Here is a 22,348-nt window from a genome sequence, read left to right as displayed (position 1 = left end):
CCCAGATGAGATGAAGGATTTGATTCAATCTTTTCATCTCAAAAAAAGACCAGCGGCTCTTGGCTATTGGGCTTTGGATGATGAAGAAAAAAGGGAAAAGCTTGTAAATGTGCTGAAGAGATTCAAGTAAATTTTCGATTAAGGAGAGTGTGTAAGTTTTTTATGTTAGAATTTAATCATGAAAATAGCGATAGTTCAATTCAATCCGGAACTTTTCGACGTTAAAAATAATCTCAAACGGGCTTTGAGACTAATGAAAAATTCTTCGGCAGAGTTGTTTGTTTTGCCAGAGCTTGCGTTTAGTGGTTATCTTTTTAAAACGAAAGACGAGATCTTTGAGGTTGCAAAATTAAACGATTTAGTTGAAAAAGAAATTGAAGATTTTTCAAAAAGCAAAGGCAGTGCAATTGTCTTTGGTTTTCCAGAAAAAGATGGTGAGACGCTTTACAACTCTTCTATGCTCGTCTTTCCAAATGGAAGAAAAAGGATTTATAGGAAGACGCACCTTTTTTTTGAAGAAAAGAATTTTTTTGCTGCGGGTAACACAGGGTTTTTTGTTGAAGAGTTCAAAGAAATAAAAATAGGATTGGCAATATGTTTTGATTGGTTCTTTCCTGAAAGTTTTAGAACACTGGCCCTAATGGGAGCAGATGTTATAGCGCATAGTGCTAACTTGGTCATGCCGTATTGCCAGGCCTCAAACGTATACGCTTCTTTACAAAATAAAGTGTACATAGCGACTGCCAACAGATGGGGAAAAGATGAAAATGGTGAAAAAGTATTGGAATTCACTGGGAAGAGCCAAATCACATCTCCAAAAGGAGAAGTGCTTGTCCAAGCACCAAAAGATAAAGATGTTATTTTGGAAGTTAATGTACACCCAGAACTTTCAAGAGACAAGCACTTAAACGATTTTAATGATATCTTTGAGGACAGGAAGCCTAATTTTTATCGTCTTTAGCTTCTCTATTAATTCTTTCAAAAATTTCGTTTATTTCTTCAGCATTTTCTACAAACTTTTTCAGTATTTGCGGGTTGAAGTAATGTGGTGAAACACGTCCATCTCCTAAGGTCATTATTTTCATCGTTTCTTCATGAGAAAAAGCCTTTTTGTATGGACGCGACGATCGTAAAGCGTCATAAACATCCACCACGTGAACGATTTGTGCTTCAATTGGAATCTGTTCTTCCTTTAGGCCATAAGGATAACCGCTACCATCGTAGTTTTCATGATGGTAAAGTGCGATTTTCAAAGCCATTTCGAAGTATTTCGTGTTCAATATTTTTTTAGCGTAAAGGGTGTGTCTTTTCATTTCTTCCCATTCAGCCGGGCTAAGCTTTCCAGGCTTTTTCAAAATTTCTTTGGCGATCAGAATTTTCCCAATATCGTGAAGAGGTGCGAATTCGCGCAAGTCTTCCACAAAATCGGAGGGCATTCCCATTTTCAAAGCCAAAAACGCTGAAATTTCTCCCACGCGTGTGATATGGGCACCCGTCGTCTGATCGTAAGATTCTGCTATATTGGCAAGGCGGCGTGCAAATTCGATGTAAGCCCTTTTGAAGATATCGTTGTTGAATTTCAAAGTCAAGAAAACTTTTGCCACTTCTTTGAAAGCCCTTGCCACTTCTAAAGATTCTTTCGAGAAACTCTTTTCATTTTTTTCATCCAAATCGATGCACATGTTTCCATCCCACATGTTCTCGATAATTAAAGGAATGAAAATGGTTTGTTTTATGGGTTTTGCCCCCTTCTTTAAAATAGAATTAACATTGGTGGGGAGATTTCTTTCGTTATATTCTTTCATGTTCAAAATCGTTACGTCAGGAGCGCGAAATATGTATTTCGCGTCTAAAGAATAAGCGTTAAGAATATTTTTGTTGTGACCAACTGTCGAAACGAATTTCCATTTTCCATTTTCTATTTTGTTAACGCTTCCGTAATCGCCTTCCAAAATAAGGATCGCAGTTGAAAGAATTTTTTCCATGAAGACGTCTTCTTTGCTTTCAAGCTGATCGGTTTGCAAGGAAAACAAGTTCAATATCTCTGAATACTTTCTCCTTATGGTGTTTTCAACTTCTACACTCTTTTTCAATTCGTCACGAGTTTTTCTTAACTCTCTATTGAAGCGTTCTAGTTCTTTGTTCCTTTTAATCACATCCTGAGTGGCCTTTTTTATTTTTTTCCTTAATATATAATTCATGTAAAGTAGAATAAGAATAACAGTTCCCGCTGTTATTCCGCCGTAAATAAGAATTTCAAACGCCCATCTTGGAATTCCTTGATATCCTCCGTAATTGGTGTATTCATTCAAAATCTGGTAATACCTTGATGTTGGGTTTTTTTTCATTTCCTTTAACTGAGAGTCTATTTCATTTAAAACATCTAAAAGGGTGGGATTTTCTTTGGAAGCGGCAAAGACGAGTTTTACCGGATCGAAGATAATTGGCGTTTCTTTTACTTCATATTTGCGGGCATATATGTTTACAAAGAGCCTTGTTACCACACCAGCGTCTATTTTCTTGTCTTGTACCGCTTTCAATATCGATTGATAATCTGGAAATACCACAAATTTCACTGGAATTTCAAACTTTTCAAAAAGTTCCTGGACGTTGTTTGGACCAACGTAATAAATGTCTCCATTCATAACTCCAATTTTTTTCTCTTTAAACGAAAATATGCCTTCCAAATTTTCGTTGCTTCTTTGACAGATATTTGCCCAATTCACATAAACGGTTTCTTTTGAAAAGTAAGCGTACTTTGCCCTTTTGGGTGAATAAGCTACAGAAGTCAAAAGATCTATTTTTCCATCTTTCAATTTTTGAAGAAGATCGTTAAGAGTGCCATACTCGTAAATTACGCGCCATCCTTCTTTTTTGGCGATGTAATTCAACAAATCTATATAAATACCCACAACTTTGCCATTTCTTTGAAAAGATAATGGCTCATCATCATAAGTTCCCACTTTTAATGTTAAAGCCAAACTGGTGTTTGACAGAAAAGTGGAGATGAGAATCGCAAAAAAGATAACGGTTATCCGTTTCTTCATGCACATACCTCCATTTAACAACGCTTATTATACCCTTATAAGCATTTTTTACCAATTCAAAAGCGATTAAAAAAAAAAAAGAATTTGATTTTTAAAACGATTCTGGAATATAATTTTCTGATTTGACCTAGGTGTCGATGTTACAGAGTATTTCAAAAAAGTGATTGAATCACATCCTCGAAGTACTTGTCAGAATAAATGAGCCGCTTGGAATTCACAAAATACGGAGGCTGAGAGGTACAGAACGTGCCGAGAAAGCGAAACGCTCACAAAGGGGTGTACAAGTGTGCGTTGTATTTTGAATTAACGATGTAGAAAAAAGGGAGAATCCGTTTTGACAGAACTTCGAAAAAATTATTCTTCGCATTCAAGGGCAACGGAAGTTTCTTAATTCTTATTGAGAGGTAAAAATGGGAATAAAAAACGGTCATATTACGGAAGATAATGATTTTTCTATGTACACAACTTCAAGGAAAACGGCATTCAAATTAGAAAAGGGAGACTCGTATTCTGTTCTTACCTTTAGGAGTCCAAAAAGTTCAGGAATTGATGTGGTAGATAACGCTAAAGCGCTTTTTTTTAATGTAAAATCTAAAAATAATGAGGCTATTATCTTTGTTCATGGAACAGGACAGAGAAATTTCGATCATCTCAAGTACTACCCAGAATTCTTCTCAAAAAGTGGATACCCTACGTTAATGCCAGTGCTACCTTATCATTTTGAGAGAACTCCTCCAGGTAAAAAAAGTGGAACGGCTTTCATAAAAGGAACAGATGTTGAACTTGCGCAGCGCTTTGACCAGGCTGTAACTGACATACTAACGTGCGTGGACTTTTTGGAAAACGAAGGGTTCAAAAAGATCAACATAATGGGCTTTAGCTTTGGAGGCATGATTTCTGTCATTGCCATGGCAATAGATAAAAGAGTAGAAAAAGGCGTGTTTGTGGTTACGGGCGGAAACTACGAATACATAACCTGGAAAAGCGTGGCAACCAAAATACTTCGCATTTCGTACGAAGAGAATAAAGAATGCAATCCACAAAAGTGCGCTTTAAAACATCTCGCATTTGATAAATCTGCAAGAAATTTTCATTTTTTAAGTGACTTGAAAAATATGCCAATTTGTTTTACTTACGATCCCTCAATATTTGCTCATCTTATTCCTCCAAGAAAAACGCTCTTTTTTAAAGCCGCTTTCGATCCATTTATTCCTTCCGCTTCCTCAGATGATCTATGGAAAAGATTGGGAAAACCCAAAAGGTACGTTCTTCCTTCCGGGCATTTAAGCGCTCATTTGATTTTTAAAAAGTTCATAGCCAAAAAAGCTATTGAATTCTTTAACGAATGATAAAATAAGAATAGCCTCTCAATATTTTTAGAGTAAATAGCATCAAAAAGCCCTCACAATTGGGTGAGGGCTTTTTTCAAAACTACTCTTCATTTTTTGTACAATTTGTAGAAGAGAAGCTCTTTATTAAACATTGGATTGTAATTATCCGGGTAAAGCCCCTTCAACCAGCTTCTAGAAATAATCTGACGAGATGGTTGAATGAGCCACATCATAGTTGCGTACTTGTAAGATAGTGAGTTAAGTTCTTCATAGATCTTTTGACGCTTAGCCGGATCGGTAACCTTCATAGATTCAGTGATAAGTGGATCAAATTCTTTTTTGGCAAGGGCAATGAAGTTCTTTCCAAGGGACGCACCATATGGGCCATTTGAATCAAGGTAAGGATATGCAAAATCATATGGTCCAGCATAATCGGCAAACCAATCTAACGCGTATATTGGCATACTCCCGCTTACTTGATTATCTAATAACGAAGCCCAAAGCAATCCAACCGGTACCACTTTAAACTTTGGGTTTATCTTTCGGGCATAAGCGCTTAACATTTGAGCTGCCATTTGCATTGTCTTATCATTTATGTTGTAGGTAACAGCCACCTTGAAGCCAACCTTCCACAGTTTTCCATTGTAAGCTTTCTTGAAATACTCTATTGCTTTGTTGAGATCAAAATTGTAAGAAGGTGTATTGGCACTGTATCCCAATAATCCCTTGGGAATAGGGCTGTTAGGATGTATGCCCTGACCATACCAGACGTCTTTTATGTATATTTTATATGGGAACATATACTCAAACGCTTTTCTGACATCTAGATTCGAGAAGAAATCTGGTGGAACACCATTGCCATCCAGCTTTCCGGAATACAAAAATTTGCTATGTGGCTGAACGTTGAAATTGAAGAAGAAATTGTATATTCCCAAGACGGGAATGCTTTTACTAACGTTTACATCTTTCACATTGGCCACTTGTTCAAGGAATGAAGGCGGGACCGAAATGACATCTGCGTTTCCTCTGAGCAAATCCAATTTTCTTGTTGTAAACTCTTTAATTACCTTTATTATTGCGTATTCAACTTTTGCAGGACCAGCCCAATATTTGTCGAATCTTTTCAACACAACTTCTCTTCCTGCTGTCCATCTTTCCAATTCAAATGGTCCTGTTCCATTAGCTACGGAATATAAGGGATCCTTCTCACGAATTGGGTTGTGGTAAAGCCACCACGTGTCAGCAGTACCTGGCCATGCTCCAACGGATTTCGCCCATTTTTTGTCAATTATGGAAGACCAAAATGCACCGTGACAAATTATCGAGAGGAATGGAGGATATGGGTGAGGAAGGTTAATTATCACCTCATCACCTTTTATCACGAAATCCTTTGCGAGAAGATTGAAAGCATCGATAAGGGCTTTTTTGTATTTAGCATTTTTTGGAGTTCGGGTTCCTTTGATAAACAAGTCATCCCAAGATTTAACGCCAGCAAGCTTTACCGCCCATTGCGTTATGCTATCAACATACGAACCATTGATTTCCGGGAGCAAAGGCTCGGCCAACATCCACTGTGGCCCTCCAGCTCTGTCGAAAATGACAATTCTTTCAAATGTGTAGACGACATCTTCAGGAGTCAAAAGATCGCCGTTGTGGAAATAAACTCCCTTCCTTATGTGGAAGATGTACGTTTTTCCACCATTGAGTATGGTACCATCTTTTTCAGAAGGAACATTGGTGGAAAGCATTGGAAGGAACTTCGTTACCGATACACCGTTGTATTGAATTAGGTTATCGTAAATGTTATTGAGTACTTGTCCAGAACCAGTGTCGTAAGCCCACGCTGGATCCAAAGTAGCAACTGACCGTTCATCTTCTTCGATTATCGTATTTGGATTGTTCACGCTTGCCCACACTGGGAACACAAGCAAGGCAACAGCTGCTAACGCCAAAAGAAAGACTTTAAACTTCATAAACCCACCTCCCATGTAAAATATCTCTTGATCACAAAGAACGTTGAAGTATGAATTTTTAAGTTTTTCTTTGTGCTTCAAGAAGTGAAGAAAAAACATTGAGAATCACGAATAATTTTAACACTATAAATGTTAAGTGTCAAGAGAGATAAATAAAGTGCTTTACTTTTCCATATTTTAATTTATTAGACGCCTTACTTTTAATTATTTTTAAACATGGCTTTTGGAGTTTTCCACTTACCTGGAAGATAAAGCACGAATGCAAGAAGCGCGGCACCGGCATTGGACAAACCCATTGCCCACCATATTCCGTTGGAGCCGAATTTAAGACCCCAGCCAAGAACGAATATCAAAGGTATTCTCATAAACCATAGTCTTGAGATCATCATCCACATACTTTCAACGGTATGACCAGAACCGTTGAAAGCGGCCATAAATGATTGCATTATCGCAAAAAATGGCATAAAAAAGGCTATGATGAACATCAAGTGCGCACCTTGTGAGATAACGTTTTCATTTGAAACGAATATTTCAATGAGCTGGTATCTAAAGATTATCATTATGGAAGAAATACCCACCATTGTCAGAAAATTCAAAATCAAAGATTTTTTTATCGTCTCTTCGGCTCTTTTAACTTTTTTAGCTCCCAAATTTTGTCCCACTATGGCCGAAGAAGAGGCGCTTATTCCCATAGAAAACATCGTTGCAAGTGAAATTATCCTATTTCCAATACCAAATGCGGCAAGGGTATAATTTCCGAAATACGTGACAATGGCCGTCATGACGACGAATCCAACGGCTTGTCCAGTTTGACTTAAACCGAGTGGGAGACCTATTTTGATTATTTGTTTTATCTTATCGAATTCTGGAATGAAATCACTCTTTTTCACTTTTAGTCCATTTTTCCCCGTAAGCAAGAGATAATAAGCGTAAATTGTGAATGCGCCCCGTGTTAACAACGTTGCGAGTGCCGCGCCGAAGACTCCTAATTTTGGAAATCCAAGCCATCCAAATATTAAAATTGGATCAAGAATCATGTTTGTTATAACTGAATAAAAAGACAACTTCATAGGTGTGATCGTATCCCCGTATCCCCTTAAAAGAGAAGAATAGATCATAAAGCCGAAGGTAAAAGGAGTGGCCAGGAATATTGTTTTCATAAAGGTAGATGCTAAGGGAACAAGAGCCTTTGAAGCGCCCATCCACTTTACGATGGAATCAGACAGAAAAAAACCGCTAACGCTCATTATTACAGAGAAAAATGCGATTATTAGAAGCGTTTGACCAACAGCTTTTCCCACCATTTCCTCTTCATTTGCCCCGTGATGTTGAGAAACAAATGAAGTCCCAGCCATCCCAAATCCACCAGCGAAGGAGATCACCAGGAATATGACCGGCCAGGAAATAGTTGGGGCGTTTATAGCCAATGGGCCCAATTTTCCCAGCCAAAAAGTATCAACAATGTTGTATAGAGATTGAATTAAGTTGGAAAGTACGAGCGGCCAGGAGAGCTTTATTATGTTTGAAATTATCGAACCTGTCGTTAAGTTTTGAGCTCGTACCCTCATTTAAACCCCCGTTTTCCTTTCGCCAGGTAATTTTAGAGAAAAAAGACCTGCCAAAAGCAGTGAAAAAGCCCCAAAAAGTAAAACTGTTCTTAACCCAACAGAATTTATGGTCAAACTTATTCCCATAAACAACAAACTGGATGTTCCCCACGATATTCCCATGCTAAGGCTAGATGCAATTCCTTTTCTGTGTGGCAAAAATCCTTGCATGTAAGAGATATTGGATGCCATTGTGAAAAATGAAAAGAAAGACATTGATATGTACATTGCCAACATCAGGTAAACATTCGTTGTTAAAAACGTTAAAAGTCCAAAAGGAAAGGCGAGAAAAAGTGAGAACATGTTTACTTTTTTGCTTCCCCACTTGTCTGAAAGCATGGCACCCGTGTAGTTTCCAAGTGTTCCAGCCAAAGTAGCAAGTGTTAAAAAATATCCCCCCCAAACCAACGAGTAATTCAACTGTTTCAGGTAAAGCGGTATTAAATTAGAGAACATCATGAGTGTTAACGAGCGTAACACGATAACCGTCATTAAGATTTTTACACCCTTGACTTTAATTGAATCTCTTAAACCAAAGCCTTTTTCCTGGTTTACCCTGTCAAAGCTTTCTTTATACCTTGGAAGTAGAAAAATTGATAAAATGGCCACGACTAATCCGTAAAGCATCAAGAGGTACATCGATCCCATTCCGAATATCTTCACGTACCACACGATAAAAATAGGTGTAACGGCACCGGCTAAAGTTCCACCTATTGAGAACAAAGACATGGCGGTGTTACTTTTTTTAAATCCTATTTTGCCAACAAAAGCGGCCGCGTTGGGATGAAAAAAGGCATTTCCAATTTTACCGAGGATCAAAAAAGAAATGAGAAAGATCAAGCTTTTCGTACTTCCAATAAGTGGAATGAATATGGCTGACAAAAGAATACTAATGACTTGCATTCTCTTTTCTCCTATTTTGACCCCCAAAGCAGCGCCAAAAGGTTGGACGAAAGCGGCTATAACTCCTAAACTTGCTGAAATAAAAGCAGTTGTTCCTTGACTCAGAGAAAAAATCGTCATTATTAAAGGAAGCAAAGGATTTAACATTGCGCTGTAAGAATCAATGGTGAAATGATTCAAACTGCAAAGAGTTAATTGTGTTTTAGCTGAGACCTCTTTCATTTTTTCACCCCTTAAGTTCGGATTACGTACTATTTTACCACTTTATGATTTCAAGCAACCAAAAAATTTTTGAACCAATTTAAAAATAGTGCGTCTAAAGTAGTGAAATACCCCCCTATCCCCCTTAAACAATCTTTAATGAAGCGGACTTTCCCCCGAGAGTCCGCTTTGTCTGTTTTTGTGTTGTATAATTGTTCGCTATTCATGTACGTTAAAGCAACGATTTTACGACTCAAAAAATGTTCTTCTGACGTTTATGCACAACAGGAGTAAACCATAAGGGGAGATTTTCCACATTGGCACACTTAAAATCGAAACTTTCTAACATTTTTAAATCAAAACAGACAATTGCCGCTGGAGCCATATGGATTACCGCTTTTACTTTAGGTTCCAAATTGCTTGGCCTTGTAAGACAGATGATCACCAGTTCGCTTTTTGGAACGAGTCGTGGATTTGATGCCGTTGTGATCGCTCAACAGCCAGCTGCATTTTTATCGATGATAATTTCTTCTTCATTTGCATCAATTGCCATTCCAATGTATCTCGAAGAAAAGAAAAAGAACGGTGATGAATCGGCGAAATTTTTTGCTCGGAGTTTAGTTGGTTTTATCTCTATTTTTCTACTTGTTTTCGGAGCGATGCTTTTCCTCTTTCCAGACTTGTTTGTTAAGATATTTGCTCCTAAATTCCCACAAAAAACGTTTCTTTTAGCCGATAGCTACTTAAGAATATTTTCCATTCTTCCATTTTTTACCGGATTGATAAATGTTTTTGGAACGTTTTTAAGAGCTGAGAGAATGTTTCTTCAGTATTCATTGGCAAGTTTTACTTTTAACCTTGTCGCAATTCCGGTTCTTTTGCTTTTGACTTCGAAGATAGGTGCGGCATCTTACGCTGTGGCCTGGACAGCGGGAACTGCTTCCATGGCATTTGTTGCTTATTTGTTTGGTAAAAAAATATGGACGTTTTTCCCATTTTCAAAGCCTTTCACAAGACAAATGGTGAGGGCTTTGTATTTAGCGGCTCCACTTTTTCTTTCTATAACCGTTGGAACTATAAACAGCATTGTGGATAAATCGTTTGCGGCGTACTTACCCGTTGGAAGCGTTTCCGCTTTGACATATTCTTTTTCAATAATTACGATGATATCGGGATTGGCTTCGACGGGTCTTATAACGTCTTCATTTACAAGCGTTTCGGAAAGTGCCGCGATGATGGATGATAAGGCTTTGGAAAGGAAAACAAGAATTTTAAATGAGACCGTGATTAAAATGCTGTCCCCTATAGCGGCGTTTACAATAGTTGCAGCATCTTGGATAGTCGAAATAATATACCAAAGAGGAGCTTTCAACGTGAATTCAACCGCTATCACATCAACAACTTTGGTAGGATATTCAATTATGATATTGACAATTCCTTTGAATAGCATGCTCGGCAACGTTTACATGGCAAAGAAGAGCACTTTAAGATTGTCACTTCTTTCAATTCCTTTTATTTTGCTGAACGCGATAATGGACTGGTGGTTAATGAGCCCTTTTAAGCAAGCTGGAATAGCCGCATCTTCTAGTGTGGTGGGAATACTTTGGATGTTAACACTTACCGTGGATTTAAAGTATCATTACAAAATTTTCCATCTTTTCAGTGTGAAAACGATCCTTCCAGTTTTAACGTCCATTTTGTACGTGTACGTTTTTCTATTTCACCTTCATCATATACCTGAGTATCCCAAACTCATTTTGGAGTTTTTCATTGCAAGTGTTATGGTTCTTTTCTTTGCAAGAAATGAGTTCAAAATGGTTGTTCGAAATGTGGGAAAAAGATAAATTCATGTTTGTATGAAAAATTTCAGGCACTCGTCTGTGAACATTCCGCTTTTTCGTTACTTCTATACCTCTCAACTCCCCCTCAACTTCTTTGAACTTCAAAATGGTAAAGCTTATTTGTTTTAACGATTGCTTTAAAAGCGAGATTTAGTTCCTTTTTTAATTTTTTCTAATATGATGCGCAATGTAAGTTAAGAACTAGAAGGCGATTTGTTAACTTGACAATTATATTTTTTTATGTTATCATCTTAAAAATATTTAAACCAAAAGGTGATTTTATGTACAGAACTATCAAAAAATATTCGTTAATATACACCGTTAACAATAATAACCCCTTCGACATCGGTCGATGGGGTTAAGCGTTTTTGAGCTTAAATTTAAAATCCATCAGACCGGTGACAGAAAGAAGTCACCGGCTTTTTTTATTAAAATTCTGTTCCAAAAGATAATTCTTTCAGGAGGTGTTTCAAATGGAGATAAGTGTGGAAAAAAGTTTAAAAGTGAAAAGAGAAGTTTTGGAAATTTCCAGCGAATTGATCTTTTTGATGGGAAAGTTTCTAAGAGAAAGGGGATTTATAGAAATTCTTCCAGTCATAATTTCTCCAATAACCGATCCATTAAACCATTCTGTTTTCGATGCAAAAATAAAGTACTACAATGGAAGTTATTCTTTAACAAAATCTATGATATTTCACAAACAACTTGCCATGAGAATTTACCCGAGGATCTTTTCGTTTTCGCCTAACATACGCTTGGAAACAGAAGAGAAGAAAAACAGTGGTCGTCATCTTATAGAATTCACGCAACTCGATTTGGAAATGCGTGATGCGACAAGAGAAGATATTATGGCTTTGGTTGAAGAGATGCTTGTTTACACCTTTGAAGAGCTTGGAAGAAAATTTGGAGACTTAATCGCGAAAATGAATCCTCATTTTTCAATCCCAGAAGTTCCATTTAAAAAAGTAAAATATCTTGAGGCTTTGGAAAAATATGGTGAAGATTTTGAAAGTATCCTTTCTGAAAAAGCTACAGAACCCTTTTGGCTCATAGATATTCCAATAGACGAAAGAGAATTTTACGATAAGCTCGATAAAAACGGGAAAACGCTGCTAGATATGGATTTAATGTACCCTTATGGCTTTAACGAAGCATCATCTGGAGGCGAAAGAGAATACGAATACGATAGAATTGTGAAACGAATGGAGTACAAAGGAAATGATTTTTCATCTATGAGGTGGTACCTTGAGGAGGTAAAAAAAGGCATTCCTCCCTCTGCCGGCTGTGGAATAGGTATAGAAAGACTTACACGCTTCGTTTGTAATCTGTCACATGTGGAAGAAGCTAGACTTTTTCCGAAAGTGCCTGGAGAACTTTCATTGTAAAAAATGACCTCCATCAGGGGGTCATTTTTTCGAATATCTTCTTTTAAACCTTTCCACTCTGCCTTCGCTGTCTATAATGTTGGTGCGCTTACCTGTGTAAAAAGGATGACAAGCAGAACATACTTCCAAAGTTATCTTTTCCTTCGTGGAAAGCACTTTATATTGCGCTCCACAAGCACAGGTTGCAATCACCTCGTGGAGTTCCGGGTGTATGCCTTTTTTCATTTAAAAAACCTCCTTGCTTTTTTACATTGGAATTATAACACACTGAGCAAATGACCGCTTTTTCTTTACAAAATGTTCATAATGATTTGAGTATGGTATAATACTTGCGGCACACACCAGAGAAGGGAGGGAGCCGTAAAGCGGCACCATAATTGAACAAAATTACACTGTCTTTACTACTTTTTACAATTTTTATAGCCTTAGCATCATTTGGCGGCATTTTGCACATAATTGCCGGAGAAACCAATTACGAAATAGGCGGAACATTAACAACGATATTAAATGGTAAGATAATAATAGGTGATACCACGATCATAGCTTCCCACATAAATGTTTCCGGTGAGAAGGATGCCGCCGGAGAGGTAACGTGGAAAAGCGCGAGCGCAACGGGAAATGTGGTTGTACTTTTAAAAGATGCCACGGTTACCGCAAAAAGTATGAATTACGATTTGAATTCAGACAGTGGATTGTTAAGTGGGAATGCTTCGATGACCATCAAAGCAAGCAATTCAAATATTGTAATCGAATCTTCCACGTTGAGTTTTGATACAAAAGATGATGTGTACAGTGGGGAAGGCAGCCCGGTTGTGATCCAAAAAGGGAAAATTCACATTGAAGGAAGGAATTTTATTTACAAGGCAAAAGAAAAGATTTTCAATGTCTTCAGAAATGTTTACCTTTACAATTCTTCTACCAATGAAAAAGCATGGGCGGGAGAATTGATTATGAATATTGACAAAAACTCCATAATTTTGAAGAATGTAAAGATGGAGATCACGCTGAAGTAGCGAAGCAAAAAGGAGGGAAAATCATGATTAAAAGTGTGGATGAAGTGCTAGAAACGGCCAAGAAGATCGAAGAGAGCTCTTACAATTTTTACACAAATGCTCAGAATTTTGTAAGTCAACCTCATTTGAAGGAAGAATTAAAAGCTTTGGCTGAACAAGAGGTAGAACACAAGAAAAGAATAGAAGAGATGATAAATCGAGGTGTTGATGAAGTTGCGAAAGGCCTTGTCATAGACAAAATTCAAGATATGAAGCTTGGAGATTATCTACTTCCTTCAAAAATAGATTCCAAATCTAACATTCAAGATATACTTATAGCTGCCATTAAAAGAGAGGATATGACACATCAATTCTATCAAAATCTTCTTAAAGGCGCAAGAGATGAAGACTTGAGAAAGGTCCTTGAATTTCTTTCGATAGAGGAGTTAAAGCATAAAAACAAATTGCAGTTTTTGTACGATGACCTGATTTATCAAGAAAATTAAGCTTTTTTGAGACAATTTGGATTGAATTTTGAAAATTAAACGCTCCATCTATAATGATGGAGCGTTTAATTTTACTTTATCGCACTCACAAACGAGATGAGTGAAAAAACTTAACTTAAAAAGAAAAAAATCATAAAGAAAATCACAAACTAATTGCAAAGATTTACGGGTACACTCAATAAGTGGTTGATATTATTTAACAGAGGTGAGAAAAATGAAAATTTATGAGAAACTGAGGAATGAACTTAAGAAGCGTCATTTGCGCATCACCTCCCAAAGAGAGGCGGTACTTTCCGTTTTCCTTGAAAATCAGGGAGAACATCTCACGGCCGATGAAGTTTATGAAAAGCTTTCGCACAAAAATTCTCACATAAGCAAAGCAACGATTTACAGGACCGTTGATTTGCTAAAAGAAATGGGATTTTTATCGAAAGTGAACTTTGGAGACGGTATGGAAAGGTACGAAGTTAAAGAACCAAATTCGCATCAGCACCATCATCTTATTTGTACAAAATGTGGACGAATATACGAAATCAAAGAAGATTTGTTAGAAGAATTAGAAAAACTGATTGAGGAGAAGACCGGCTTTAAAATAGTCGATCATCAGTTGAATTTTTACGGTATTTGCCCTCGTTGCCAGGCTTTAAGCGAAGAAAAAGAATCAAAGAAAAAAGCAATACAGCACTCGATAAAGTAATCCAGAATAAGGCCACTTTTGGTCCTACTGAAATGACTGAAAGTGGCATTTTTTCTGTGACATAAGCCACAATGTCTAAGAGCTTCGCAAATGGATAAATTCCTCCTCCAATTATCTTTTCTGCAAGATGAAATCCGACAAGTGAAAAGAGAGAAAAGAAAAAAGCTCCTTCAAGTATTATCGCTGTGAGTATTGGAACAATTGATATGTTAAAGATAAAAGATGCAAGATAGATTTTTCCGTAATTCAATATCAAAAAAGGCACGACTCCAACATTTGCAGCTACCGTTAAGTTAAAAGAATCGGAAAGCAAACGTGGACGAAACTTTGGCAAAATGGGAAAGAGAATGGCTATCGATGTAACAGCAGAATAGGAAAGTTGAAAAGAGACGTCAAAGATTATCGATGGATCTAAGATAACCTCTATTGTACCAACCAATCCCAGGACGTTTAGAAAATCTTGTGGCCTATCTAAGAGTTTGAAAAGAGCGTAAAGGCCAAAAAAAGAGATCGCGCGCAGCGTCGGAATGGAAAAACCGGTCATAAAACCGTAGAACGTTAGAAAAAAGAAAGTTAGTGGGTATTTGAAAAAATTCCAGGGAAGAAATTCAGAAATGATAAGCAAAGTCAAGAATGATATGAAGCCAACATGCATTCCGGAGACCGCGAAAATGTGTGCATAGCCTCCATTTTTATAGGTTTGTCTTACTTCATAAGAAACATCTTTTCTTCCTAGAAATATCGAAGCGACCGTATCCGCTTCGGAAAAGACGTATTTTTTCATTTCTGTGTATAAAAATAGCGAGATTTTTGATCCCGTATCGTATAATTTTTCAATGGGTGTATCAAAACTTACCCAGAAAGCGTCTTTTGCTCTTAAACTTTTTCCATCTTTTTTTACCAATGCCATAAAAGTGTTTTGAATTTGTGGCCTTGTTTTGTTTTGATAAGTATTGAGAAAGATGTATGAATCCCTTCCCTTCCACCATTTTTTGTCCTTGTAAAAACGAACAGAAGATAATTTGATCACGTGACTTGAAACACTTCTCACCTTTGCTATTAGAAAAAAATCAGTGCTTGGAAAATTATACGGGCTTTCAAGCCATACCAATCCCATTGCAAAAAGAAAAAGCGCCAATACCAATTGACCCTTAGTCCTGATGAAGAAAATATACAAAATGGCTCCACACGCTATTGCAAGCCCTAAAATTTTAAATTGAAAGGCGGAAAAGAAAAGGGAACCAAGTACACTTCCCAAGAAGATGAAAAAGAAAGGGGCTCTTGTTATCATTTTTTTCTTAACTTTGAGATGAAATCTTCAAAGACAGGTACAGCTGCCTTCACGATTTCCGGATCGAATGTTTTTCCACTTTCTCTTTTTATTTCTTCAACAGCTTCTTTTGGTGAAATACCCTTGAATTTCACAAGTTCATCAAAGGCATTTGCAACGGCTATGATCCTGGAAAATAAAGGAATTTCTTCTCCTTTTAATCCATCCGGATAACCGCTTCCATCGTAGTTTTCATGGTGATGTTTTATGGCAATTTTGTACCTTTTTGGAAGTGTGGAGGTGTCTATTATCAATTCTCCTATTATTGGATGCATTTTTTTCAGATCGACTTCATCTTCAAAAAGATCAAGTTTTGTTTGCAATTCTGATTTTACCCCAACAAAGCCTATATCGTGAATAAAACCACACCATTTTAAGTCTTCTACTTCTTCATCGTTTAAGGACAAATTCTTCCCTATTTTACAGGTAATTATTCCAACCCTTTCGGAATGACCCCTGCTTTTCGGGTTGTTGTCTTCCAGAAGATCTGTTATCTTTTTCAAGAGCTCTTTTTGATGTTCCAATTCCAAAGAGTTAACTCTTTTTATGGTGAAAAATGAAGACACCAATTTTCCAAAAATTTCCATCATGTATTTTGATTCTTCTGAAAATTCCACGTCTTCGAAAGCGTCTAAAAAGAAATTTCCAGCGTATTTTCCATTTATTTTTATTGGAACGACCAACGATTTCACGATTTTTTTCTTTGGAATCTCGGCTATCTTTTTGGCAAATTCAAAAGGGATGATCTCTTCATCTTTAACGAGTATGTAATTTATAACTTCCAATTTGTCAACTTTATACATCCATTCGGCTTTTAAATCCAAATTGTTTAATATTGTGGAATCATAATTATCACTAACGGCTAAAAACTCCCATTTTCCATTTTTAACTATTGAAAAAGACCCTCCATCCGCTTCAGGTACAAATTGAAGGGCAACATTCAAAACATCCTTTGCGAATTCTTTTTCGTTTAAAAAAGGAGAAAGTTCAGAAATCAATTTCGTCATTTTTGACATTTTCTCATTCAATTTGTAAAGATGTTCGGTAACTTCTCGTAGATTTTCTGAAAGTTCGGCAACTTTCGTTTTTTCCCGCTTAGTTCGTTGGGCTTCCAATTTTATCTCTTCTATCTTCTTTTTCACGGCAAACGCAAGCAATCTGTTCCATACCGTGAATATTATCATAAGCGCCACTATTATTACGGCCGCTATAACGATTACCTTGAAATTTTCCCAGGCGGGAGGGTTTTGTAGGCTTCCCTTCCATTTTTTCATTGTTTTTTTTACGTAAGAAGGTGGGATTTTTGAGAAACCATTCTGGACTAAATCTAAAATCTTTACATTTCCCTTTTTGACGGCACGATAAATGTTGGACGTGTACAAAGGCTGTGAGTGTTTGAATTTATCTAAAGCGTTTAATTTAGAAAGGTAGTAGAAGCCACACGGTTCGTCCATTACGAATATGTGTATTTTTCCTTCGACCGCGGCCTTTACCAATTGAGAATAGGAAGGATAGTAGGAAAGTTTGTCAATTCCATGTTTTAATAGGTAAGTGGCGTCGTAGTCCCCACTTTTTACACCAACTCTAAATCCCTTTAACGTTTCTAAGTTTGAAGTGATTCCCGAAAGTCTTTTATCAAAGAAAACAGTCGTGTTTATCTTATCGTACGCTTCAGTGTAATCCAACTTTTGTGCTCTTTGCTTTGTGTAAAAGATCTCATCCACCACATCGGCCTTTCCGCTTTCAACCATTGGGATGGCTTTATCCCAGTCAACCGCGATAAGTTGCACTTTTACTCCGGTCACTTCTTCCCATTTTTTCCACAAATCAACACATATACCCATCACCTGTCCTGAAGAATTCAGAAAAGAGTAGGGAGGGTAATTGTTGTCAATTACAACTTTCAAAGTTTCAGCATTCACGTAAGCAAAAAGAATGATCAATAAAATTCCAATACATGCAACAATTTTCTTCATACGTTATCCTACTTTCATATAGATCTTATCCCTTCATAGTTTCATACGCCAATGAAGGGATAAGATCATTATACTATAACAACTTCAAAGTGCCGCGATTCCTTTTTTCACCAATTCAAAATAGAGCTCTTCAGATTTTATCGGTAGCTTGTGAACTCTTATTCCCACCGCGTCGTATATCGCGTTGGCAATGGCTGGTCCAGGTGTGTCGAGTCCTATTTCTGAAACGCTCTTTGCTCCAAATGGTCCTGTTGGTTCGTAACTTTTTGCGAAGTAAACCCTTACGTTTTTAATGTCATCTCTTGCCGGAATTTTGTAGGTGAAGAAATCATCCGTTACCATCCTACCGTTTTTATCCCATATGTGTTCTTCGTAAAGTGCCATTCCTATGCCTTGGGCGGTTGCGCCTTCGACCTGCCCCTTTGCCAAGATAGGATTTATCGTTGTACCGCAGTCAACGTAATTCAAGAAATCTACCACTTCTACTTTACCGGTTTCCAAATCTATTTCAACTTCGGCAAAAGAAACCATGTAAGGAGGTGGAGAAACTTGGCTTACAAAGGATTCTGTGACTTCTAATTGCCTCTGGTTGAATGTATAAAAGAGACGTGTTTGAATTTCGGAATATGTAAGTGAATCTCCATTTTTAGAAAAAACCTTTCCATCTTTTAAGTACAAATCTTCAACGTTTTCCTTCATTATTTCGGCAGCTGCCTTCAATATTTCTTTTGCCATTTTTTCTGCGGCTTTTTTCGTGGCGTTTCCAGAAACGTATGTTGTTGATGATGCGTACGCGCCGGTATCAAATGGAGTAACATCCGTGTCAGAAGAGTAAACTATTATCTTATCCATAGTTGTATGTAAAGCTTCTGCAGCTATTTGAGCCAAGATCGTGTCACTTCCGGTTCCCAAATCGGTTGCTCCAACCATCAAATTGAACGTTCCATCATCGTTCATTTTTATGGTGGCTCCGCCCATATCTATGGCTGCGATGGAAGATCCCTGCATCGCAAAAGCAACGCCATAACCGTGCGCTTTTGTTCCTTCTATTCTCTTCCTTTTTCTCTTTTCGTACCAGTTGAACAATTTCGCTCCTTCCAAAGCGCATTCTTCGATCTTACAGCTTTCCACTATTTGTTCAACGCCTTCTCGACCTTCACCCATGTATTTGAAAACTGGTGAAGTTTCGCCTTCACGAATGGAGTTTTTCAACTTGAATTCCACAGGATCCATTCCAAGTTTGTGGGCAAGTTCATCCAGCGCACTGTCAAGGGCAAACATTCCTTGCGGAGCACCGTATCCTCTAAAAGCCCCTGCCGGTTCTGTGTTTGTGTAAACGACATCTCCGCCAAACCTAACGGCATTCACTTTGTTGTACAGTGGAAGAGTTTTCGATCCCGCAACCATGAAGGTTGTAAGCGCATGTTCGCCGTAAGCACCTGTATTTGACAATCCCCAAAGGTCTATAACTTTTAATTTTCCGTTTTTGTCAGCTCCAACTCTAACTTTGAATCTCATTTGATGGCGTGTATTAGAAGCTGTCATAGTTTCTTTCCTCGTGTAAACACATCTGGCGGGTCTTCCTGTTTTTAAGGTAACAGCCGTTACGTAGGCTTCAACATGGACTGCCTGTTTTCCTCCAAATCCCCCGCCTATTCTGGGCTTTATAACCCTTGATTCTACACCAAATATTCTTTTTATTATTCTCCTGACGTGAAAAGGCACTTGTGTGGAAGTAACGATTGTAAGCCTGCCGTTTGGATCTAAGTAGGAAAAAGCCGCGTGTGGTTCCATCATGGCATGAGATTGGTTTGGAGTGTAAAAAGTTCCTTCGTACGTTACATCGCACTTTGAGAGCTCTTCATCTACATTTCCGATTTCCATTTCATAATGGCTCGCTATGTTGTGTTTTGGATCGTACGCCCCGCTTATTTCCGGCTCATCATGAATTATAGGAGCGTCTTCGTCTTCAGCGTGTTCGAAATCCAAAACACTATCCAACACTTCATAATCAACCTTTATGAGTTTAAGCGCCTCTTCAGCTATCTTTTCGTTTTCAGCCGCAACTATTGCAACCGCGTCACCCACGTATCTTACCTTTTTATCTAGAACAAATGTGTCATATGGAGATGGTTCTGGAAAACCTTGTCCCGCTCTGGTGTAGACGACACGTGGAACGTCTTTGTAAGTTAAAACACAGGCCACTCCTTCAAGACTTTCAGCTTTCGACGTGTCTATATGCTTTATAATTGCGTGAGCGTGAGGGCTTCTCAATATCTTGACGGTTAACGCGTCTTGAGGATAAAAATCGTCTGTAAAAACAGGTTTACCACTAACCAAAGCGTAACCATCAACTTTATCCACAGACTTGTCAACAACGTTAAAACCTTCTTTATTCACTTCTTTTTTAGGGGCTTTTACTTCCATACTCATTCGCCTCCACTTCTTCTTTCTTTGGCCAATTTCACTATTGCCCTTGTTTGACTTTCATATCCAGTGCATCTACACAAATTGCCGTTTAAGTATTCTTTAACATCTTCTTCCGTGGGGTTGGGATTCTCTCTAAGTAAAGCGTCAGCCGTCACTACCAAGCCTGGTACGCAAAAGCCACATTGGACGGCTCCCTCTTTTAAAAGGGCGAGTTGAATATCAGAAAGACCGTCGTTATTTGAAAAAGCTTCAACTGTTTTTATTTCGTGTCCATCTACGGCTGCGGTAAAAGTTCTGCATGAAAGCACTGGATTTCCATCTAGCTGGACGGAACACGCTCCGCAGCTTGCCGTGTCGCAACCATGTTTTACACTTTTATAACCAAGTTTTCTCAACGTTTCAAGAAGAAATTCTCCCGGGTCTATATCAACGGTGTGAGATTTTCCGTTTACTTTAAACGTGACTTTCATCTTCGATCCTCCTCATACATTTTTTCAAAAGAGAACCAGCCAAAGCCCTTCTGTACTCGGCTGTTGCCCTTACATCATTTCCCACTTTCACAACGTTTTTCATCTTTGAAACTGCTTCATCTATTACAGTAGTAGACAATTCTTTTTCTTTTAGAATATCTTCAACATCTCTTATTCTTTCAGAGATCATGGGTCGTGATCCGACAGCTACGATCGGGTTAAATATCCTTCCATCCTTTAAAGTAAGGCTTACCCCAACGTTAATGGTAGCAATATCAAAAGTGGACTTTGCGAATTTTTCGAAGGCCATAAGCCTTTCTTCCTTTGGAAGGTAAACCGCTGTTACTATTTCTTTTCCCCTTTTCATATTCAAATAGTCTTCTAACGTCATTTTATTTAATTTTCCGTTGAATATTTCCACATCGGCGTTTGCAACCATTAGGGCCGTTATAACGTCAGACCATCCCAATCTAAAAGCAACTGAGCCACCAACAGTTGCCATATTTCTTATTTGTGTGCTTCCAACTTCTTTCATCATATTTTTGAAAAAACCATTCCCAAACTCAGAAAGCAGCGGATTGCGCATGAATTCTGACAACTTCACATTTGCGCCTATCTTTACAAATTCTCCATTTTCAACTTCATTCAATCCTATGTTTTTCAAATCAACAATTCTTTCTATTCTTGAACTTTTCAAAGCCGCAACCATTAAACCGCCACTCACGTAAATTGAGTTGTCAACCTGCGCCATTTCATACGCTTCTTCAAGCGTTTGCGGTTTTAAATACTCCTTCAATCCACTTAACATTTGATTCCCTCCTCGATCATTCGATAAACAATATTTGAAGATAATTTTTGCCTGTACTGAGCACTGGCCCTTACATCATCTATTGGCTTAACATCGTTTTTTACCATTTTGGAAATTTCATCGACGAATTCTTTGGTTATCTTCTTTCCTTTCGCAAATTCTTCAACGTCTCTTAACCTTATGACCGTTGGCGCAACCGAACCAAACGCTATTCTCATTTCTTTGATTTTATCGTTTTCGCATTTGATCAGCCAGCCAGCGCTTACAATTGAAATCGTCATGGCATTACGTTGCCCAACCTTTTCAAAGTAATGTATGTCCCACTTCGATTTTGGAATGTGAATGGCTCTGACGTATTCTCCTTTTTTTAGCGCTGTTTTTGATGGGCCAGTTACAAAATCTTCTATTTCAACGATTTTACCGTTTGAAAGTTCTATTTTGGCTTCCAACAAATACAAAGCCAAAAGTCCATCTCCTGCCGGAGAAGCGTTTATAACATTTCCCGCAAGTGTGCCTCTGTTTCTTATTTGAGGTGAACCTATGGTGTACATTGCATCAAAGAGTATTGGAAATTCTTTTTTTAGCGCTTTGTACTCCAAGAGCTCAGCATGAGTCACGGTTGCTCCAACTATCAATTCTTCACTATTTTCTCTTATGAACTTAAAAGAAGGTATTTTAGAAAGACTCACTATTTTCTTTGGCTTCACCTTTCCTATTCTTATTTTAACAAGCAAATCCGTTCCGCCACTCATGAGGTAAGTTCCTTCATCCTTCATTTCTTTTAAAAGCTCTTCTTCACTTTTTGGGGCTACAAAAGTGTAATCCACTTTTTTCAATGCCTCCCTTCCATA

Annotated in this window: 18 protein-coding genes; 7 read left to right on the top strand and 11 right to left on the bottom strand. The window is 37.8% G+C overall.

The window, feature by feature from the left end; genetic code table 11:
• Positions 1-178: 178 nt before the first annotated feature.
• Positions 179-961 (top strand): nitrilase-related carbon-nitrogen hydrolase, encoded by a 783-nt coding sequence (locus tag ACXJIN_RS05625; protein WP_456400290.1) that lies wholly within the window; start codon positions 179-181, stop codon positions 959-961.
• On the opposite strand, the gene ACXJIN_RS05620 is transcribed toward ACXJIN_RS05625, so the two are convergent.
• The gene (locus ACXJIN_RS05620) at positions 942-3,047 is read right to left on the bottom strand and encodes an HD domain-containing phosphohydrolase (protein ID WP_456400288.1); all 2,106 of its coding nucleotides are present in this window, start codon (positions 3,045-3,047) and stop codon (positions 942-944) included. The two genes, ACXJIN_RS05625 and ACXJIN_RS05620, sit on opposite strands and share 20 nt — an antisense overlap.
• Positions 3,048-3,457: 410 nt before the next feature.
• Here ACXJIN_RS05620 and ACXJIN_RS05615 point away from each other — a divergent pair, with 410 nt between their 5' ends.
• Positions 3,458-4,396, top strand: coding sequence for an alpha/beta hydrolase family protein (locus tag ACXJIN_RS05615; RefSeq protein ID WP_456400286.1), 939 nt, complete (start codon positions 3,458-3,460; stop codon positions 4,394-4,396).
• Between the two features lie 89 nt (positions 4,397-4,485).
• On the opposite strand, the gene ACXJIN_RS05610 is transcribed toward ACXJIN_RS05615, so the two are convergent.
• The 3 genes from ACXJIN_RS05610 to ACXJIN_RS05600 form a co-directional block, all read right to left on the bottom strand.
• Entirely contained in the window at positions 4,486-6,351 is a 1,866-nt protein-coding gene (locus tag ACXJIN_RS05610) for an ABC transporter substrate-binding protein (protein ID WP_456400284.1), read from the bottom strand.
• Positions 6,352-6,551: 200 nt separating this feature from the next.
• Entirely contained in the window at positions 6,552-7,919 is a 1,368-nt protein-coding gene (locus ACXJIN_RS05605) for an MATE family efflux transporter (RefSeq protein ID WP_456400282.1), read from the bottom strand.
• Positions 7,920-9,083 (bottom strand): MFS transporter, encoded by a 1,164-nt coding sequence (locus ACXJIN_RS05600; RefSeq protein ID WP_456400280.1) that lies wholly within the window; start codon positions 9,081-9,083, stop codon positions 7,920-7,922.
• Positions 9,084-9,379: 296 nt separating this feature from the next.
• Between ACXJIN_RS05600 and murJ the strand changes: the two genes are divergently transcribed.
• Positions 9,380-10,906 carry a murein biosynthesis integral membrane protein MurJ gene (gene murJ, locus ACXJIN_RS05595; RefSeq protein WP_456400278.1) on the top strand — a complete coding sequence of 509 codons (1,527 nt, stop codon included), beginning with the start codon at positions 9,380-9,382 and terminating at the stop codon, positions 10,904-10,906.
• A gap of 470 nt (positions 10,907-11,376) precedes the next feature.
• Positions 11,377-12,288, top strand: coding sequence for an asparagine synthetase A (locus tag ACXJIN_RS05590; RefSeq protein WP_456400276.1), 912 nt, complete (start codon positions 11,377-11,379; stop codon positions 12,286-12,288).
• A 21-nt stretch (positions 12,289-12,309) separates the two neighbouring features.
• On the opposite strand, the gene rpmE is transcribed toward ACXJIN_RS05590, so the two are convergent.
• Entirely contained in the window at positions 12,310-12,513 is a 204-nt protein-coding gene (gene rpmE, locus ACXJIN_RS05585) for a 50S ribosomal protein L31 (protein ID WP_456400274.1), read from the bottom strand.
• A gap of 152 nt (positions 12,514-12,665) precedes the next feature.
• Here rpmE and ACXJIN_RS05580 point away from each other — a divergent pair, with 152 nt between their 5' ends.
• From ACXJIN_RS05580 to ACXJIN_RS05570, 3 genes are all read left to right on the top strand, one after another.
• Positions 12,666-13,301 carry an LptA/OstA family protein gene (locus ACXJIN_RS05580; RefSeq protein WP_456400272.1) on the top strand — a complete coding sequence of 212 codons (636 nt, stop codon included), beginning with the start codon at positions 12,666-12,668 and terminating at the stop codon, positions 13,299-13,301.
• Between the two features lie 23 nt (positions 13,302-13,324).
• Complete coding sequence (locus ACXJIN_RS05575; RefSeq protein WP_456400270.1) at positions 13,325-13,786, top strand: ferritin family protein; 462 nt, start codon at positions 13,325-13,327, stop codon at positions 13,784-13,786.
• Between the two features lie 214 nt (positions 13,787-14,000).
• Positions 14,001-14,483, top strand: a complete 483-nt coding sequence (locus ACXJIN_RS05570; protein ID WP_456400268.1) for a Fur family transcriptional regulator — start codon at positions 14,001-14,003, stop codon at positions 14,481-14,483.
• Here the strand turns inward: ACXJIN_RS05570 and ACXJIN_RS05565 are convergent.
• From ACXJIN_RS05565 to ACXJIN_RS05540, 6 genes are all read right to left on the bottom strand, one after another.
• Positions 14,374-15,774 carry a ComEC/Rec2 family competence protein gene (locus tag ACXJIN_RS05565; RefSeq protein ID WP_456400266.1) on the bottom strand — a complete coding sequence of 467 codons (1,401 nt, stop codon included), beginning with the start codon at positions 15,772-15,774 and terminating at the stop codon, positions 14,374-14,376. The genes ACXJIN_RS05570 and ACXJIN_RS05565 overlap by 110 nt on opposite strands.
• Positions 15,771-17,789 carry an HD domain-containing phosphohydrolase gene (locus ACXJIN_RS05560; RefSeq protein WP_456400264.1) on the bottom strand — a complete coding sequence of 673 codons (2,019 nt, stop codon included), beginning with the start codon at positions 17,787-17,789 and terminating at the stop codon, positions 15,771-15,773. Before ACXJIN_RS05560 ends, ACXJIN_RS05565 begins: the two co-directional genes overlap by 4 nt.
• Before the next feature lie 84 nt (positions 17,790-17,873).
• Positions 17,874-20,216: a xanthine dehydrogenase family protein molybdopterin-binding subunit gene (locus tag ACXJIN_RS05555; protein WP_456400262.1), complete on the bottom strand. Its 2,343-nt coding sequence runs from the start codon at positions 20,214-20,216 to the stop codon at positions 17,874-17,876.
• A gap of 2 nt (positions 20,217-20,218) precedes the next feature.
• A complete protein-coding gene (locus tag ACXJIN_RS05550; protein WP_456400260.1) occupies positions 20,219-20,689 on the bottom strand; it encodes a (2Fe-2S)-binding protein in 471 nt (156 codons plus the stop codon).
• Positions 20,673-21,497, bottom strand: a complete 825-nt coding sequence (locus ACXJIN_RS05545; RefSeq protein WP_456400258.1) for an FAD binding domain-containing protein — start codon at positions 21,495-21,497, stop codon at positions 20,673-20,675. The genes ACXJIN_RS05550 and ACXJIN_RS05545 overlap by 17 nt, the downstream gene beginning before the upstream one ends.
• On the bottom strand, positions 21,491-22,324 hold the full coding sequence (locus ACXJIN_RS05540; RefSeq protein ID WP_456400292.1) for an FAD binding domain-containing protein: 834 nt from the start codon (positions 22,322-22,324) through the stop codon (positions 21,491-21,493). Before ACXJIN_RS05540 ends, ACXJIN_RS05545 begins: the two co-directional genes overlap by 7 nt.
• Between the last annotated feature and the right edge of the window lie 24 nt (positions 22,325-22,348).

Source organism: Mesoaciditoga sp. (assembly GCF_054006115.1).
Note: the sequence above shows the minus strand (reverse complement) of the source record. Positions and strands in the feature narration are given on the sequence as shown.

Bases quoted from the DNA above. Each gene is read 5' to 3' on its own strand.
- ACXJIN_RS05555 (WP_456400262.1), bottom strand. From the start codon at position 20,216: ATGGAAGTAAAAGCCCCTAAAAAAGAAGTGAATAAAGAAGGTTTTAAC.
- ACXJIN_RS05565 (WP_456400266.1), bottom strand. From the start codon at position 15,774: ATGATAACAAGAGCCCCTTTCTTTTTCATCTTCTTGGGAAGTGTACTT.
- ACXJIN_RS05605 (WP_456400282.1), bottom strand. From the start codon at position 7,919: ATGAGGGTACGAGCTCAAAACTTAACGACAGGTTCGATAATTTCAAAC.
- ACXJIN_RS05620 (WP_456400288.1), bottom strand. From the start codon at position 3,047: ATGAAGAAACGGATAACCGTTATCTTTTTTGCGATTCTCATCTCCACT.
- ACXJIN_RS05590 (WP_456400276.1), top strand. From the start codon at position 11,377: ATGGAGATAAGTGTGGAAAAAAGTTTAAAAGTGAAAAGAGAAGTTTTG.
- ACXJIN_RS05570 (WP_456400268.1), top strand. From the start codon at position 14,001: ATGAAAATTTATGAGAAACTGAGGAATGAACTTAAGAAGCGTCATTTG.
- ACXJIN_RS05545 (WP_456400258.1), bottom strand. From the start codon at position 21,497: ATGTTAAGTGGATTGAAGGAGTATTTAAAACCGCAAACGCTTGAAGAA.
- ACXJIN_RS05610 (WP_456400284.1), bottom strand. From the start codon at position 6,351: ATGAAGTTTAAAGTCTTTCTTTTGGCGTTAGCAGCTGTTGCCTTGCTT.
- ACXJIN_RS05575 (WP_456400270.1), top strand. From the start codon at position 13,325: ATGATTAAAAGTGTGGATGAAGTGCTAGAAACGGCCAAGAAGATCGAA.
- ACXJIN_RS05615 (WP_456400286.1), top strand. From the start codon at position 3,458: ATGGGAATAAAAAACGGTCATATTACGGAAGATAATGATTTTTCTATG.
- ACXJIN_RS05625 (WP_456400290.1), top strand. From the start codon at position 179: ATGAAAATAGCGATAGTTCAATTCAATCCGGAACTTTTCGACGTTAAA.
- ACXJIN_RS05550 (WP_456400260.1), bottom strand. From the start codon at position 20,689: ATGAAAGTCACGTTTAAAGTAAACGGAAAATCTCACACCGTTGATATA.
- ACXJIN_RS05600 (WP_456400280.1), bottom strand. From the start codon at position 9,083: ATGAAAGAGGTCTCAGCTAAAACACAATTAACTCTTTGCAGTTTGAAT.
- ACXJIN_RS05560 (WP_456400264.1), bottom strand. From the start codon at position 17,789: ATGAAGAAAATTGTTGCATGTATTGGAATTTTATTGATCATTCTTTTT.
- rpmE (WP_456400274.1), bottom strand. From the start codon at position 12,513: ATGAAAAAAGGCATACACCCGGAACTCCACGAGGTGATTGCAACCTGT.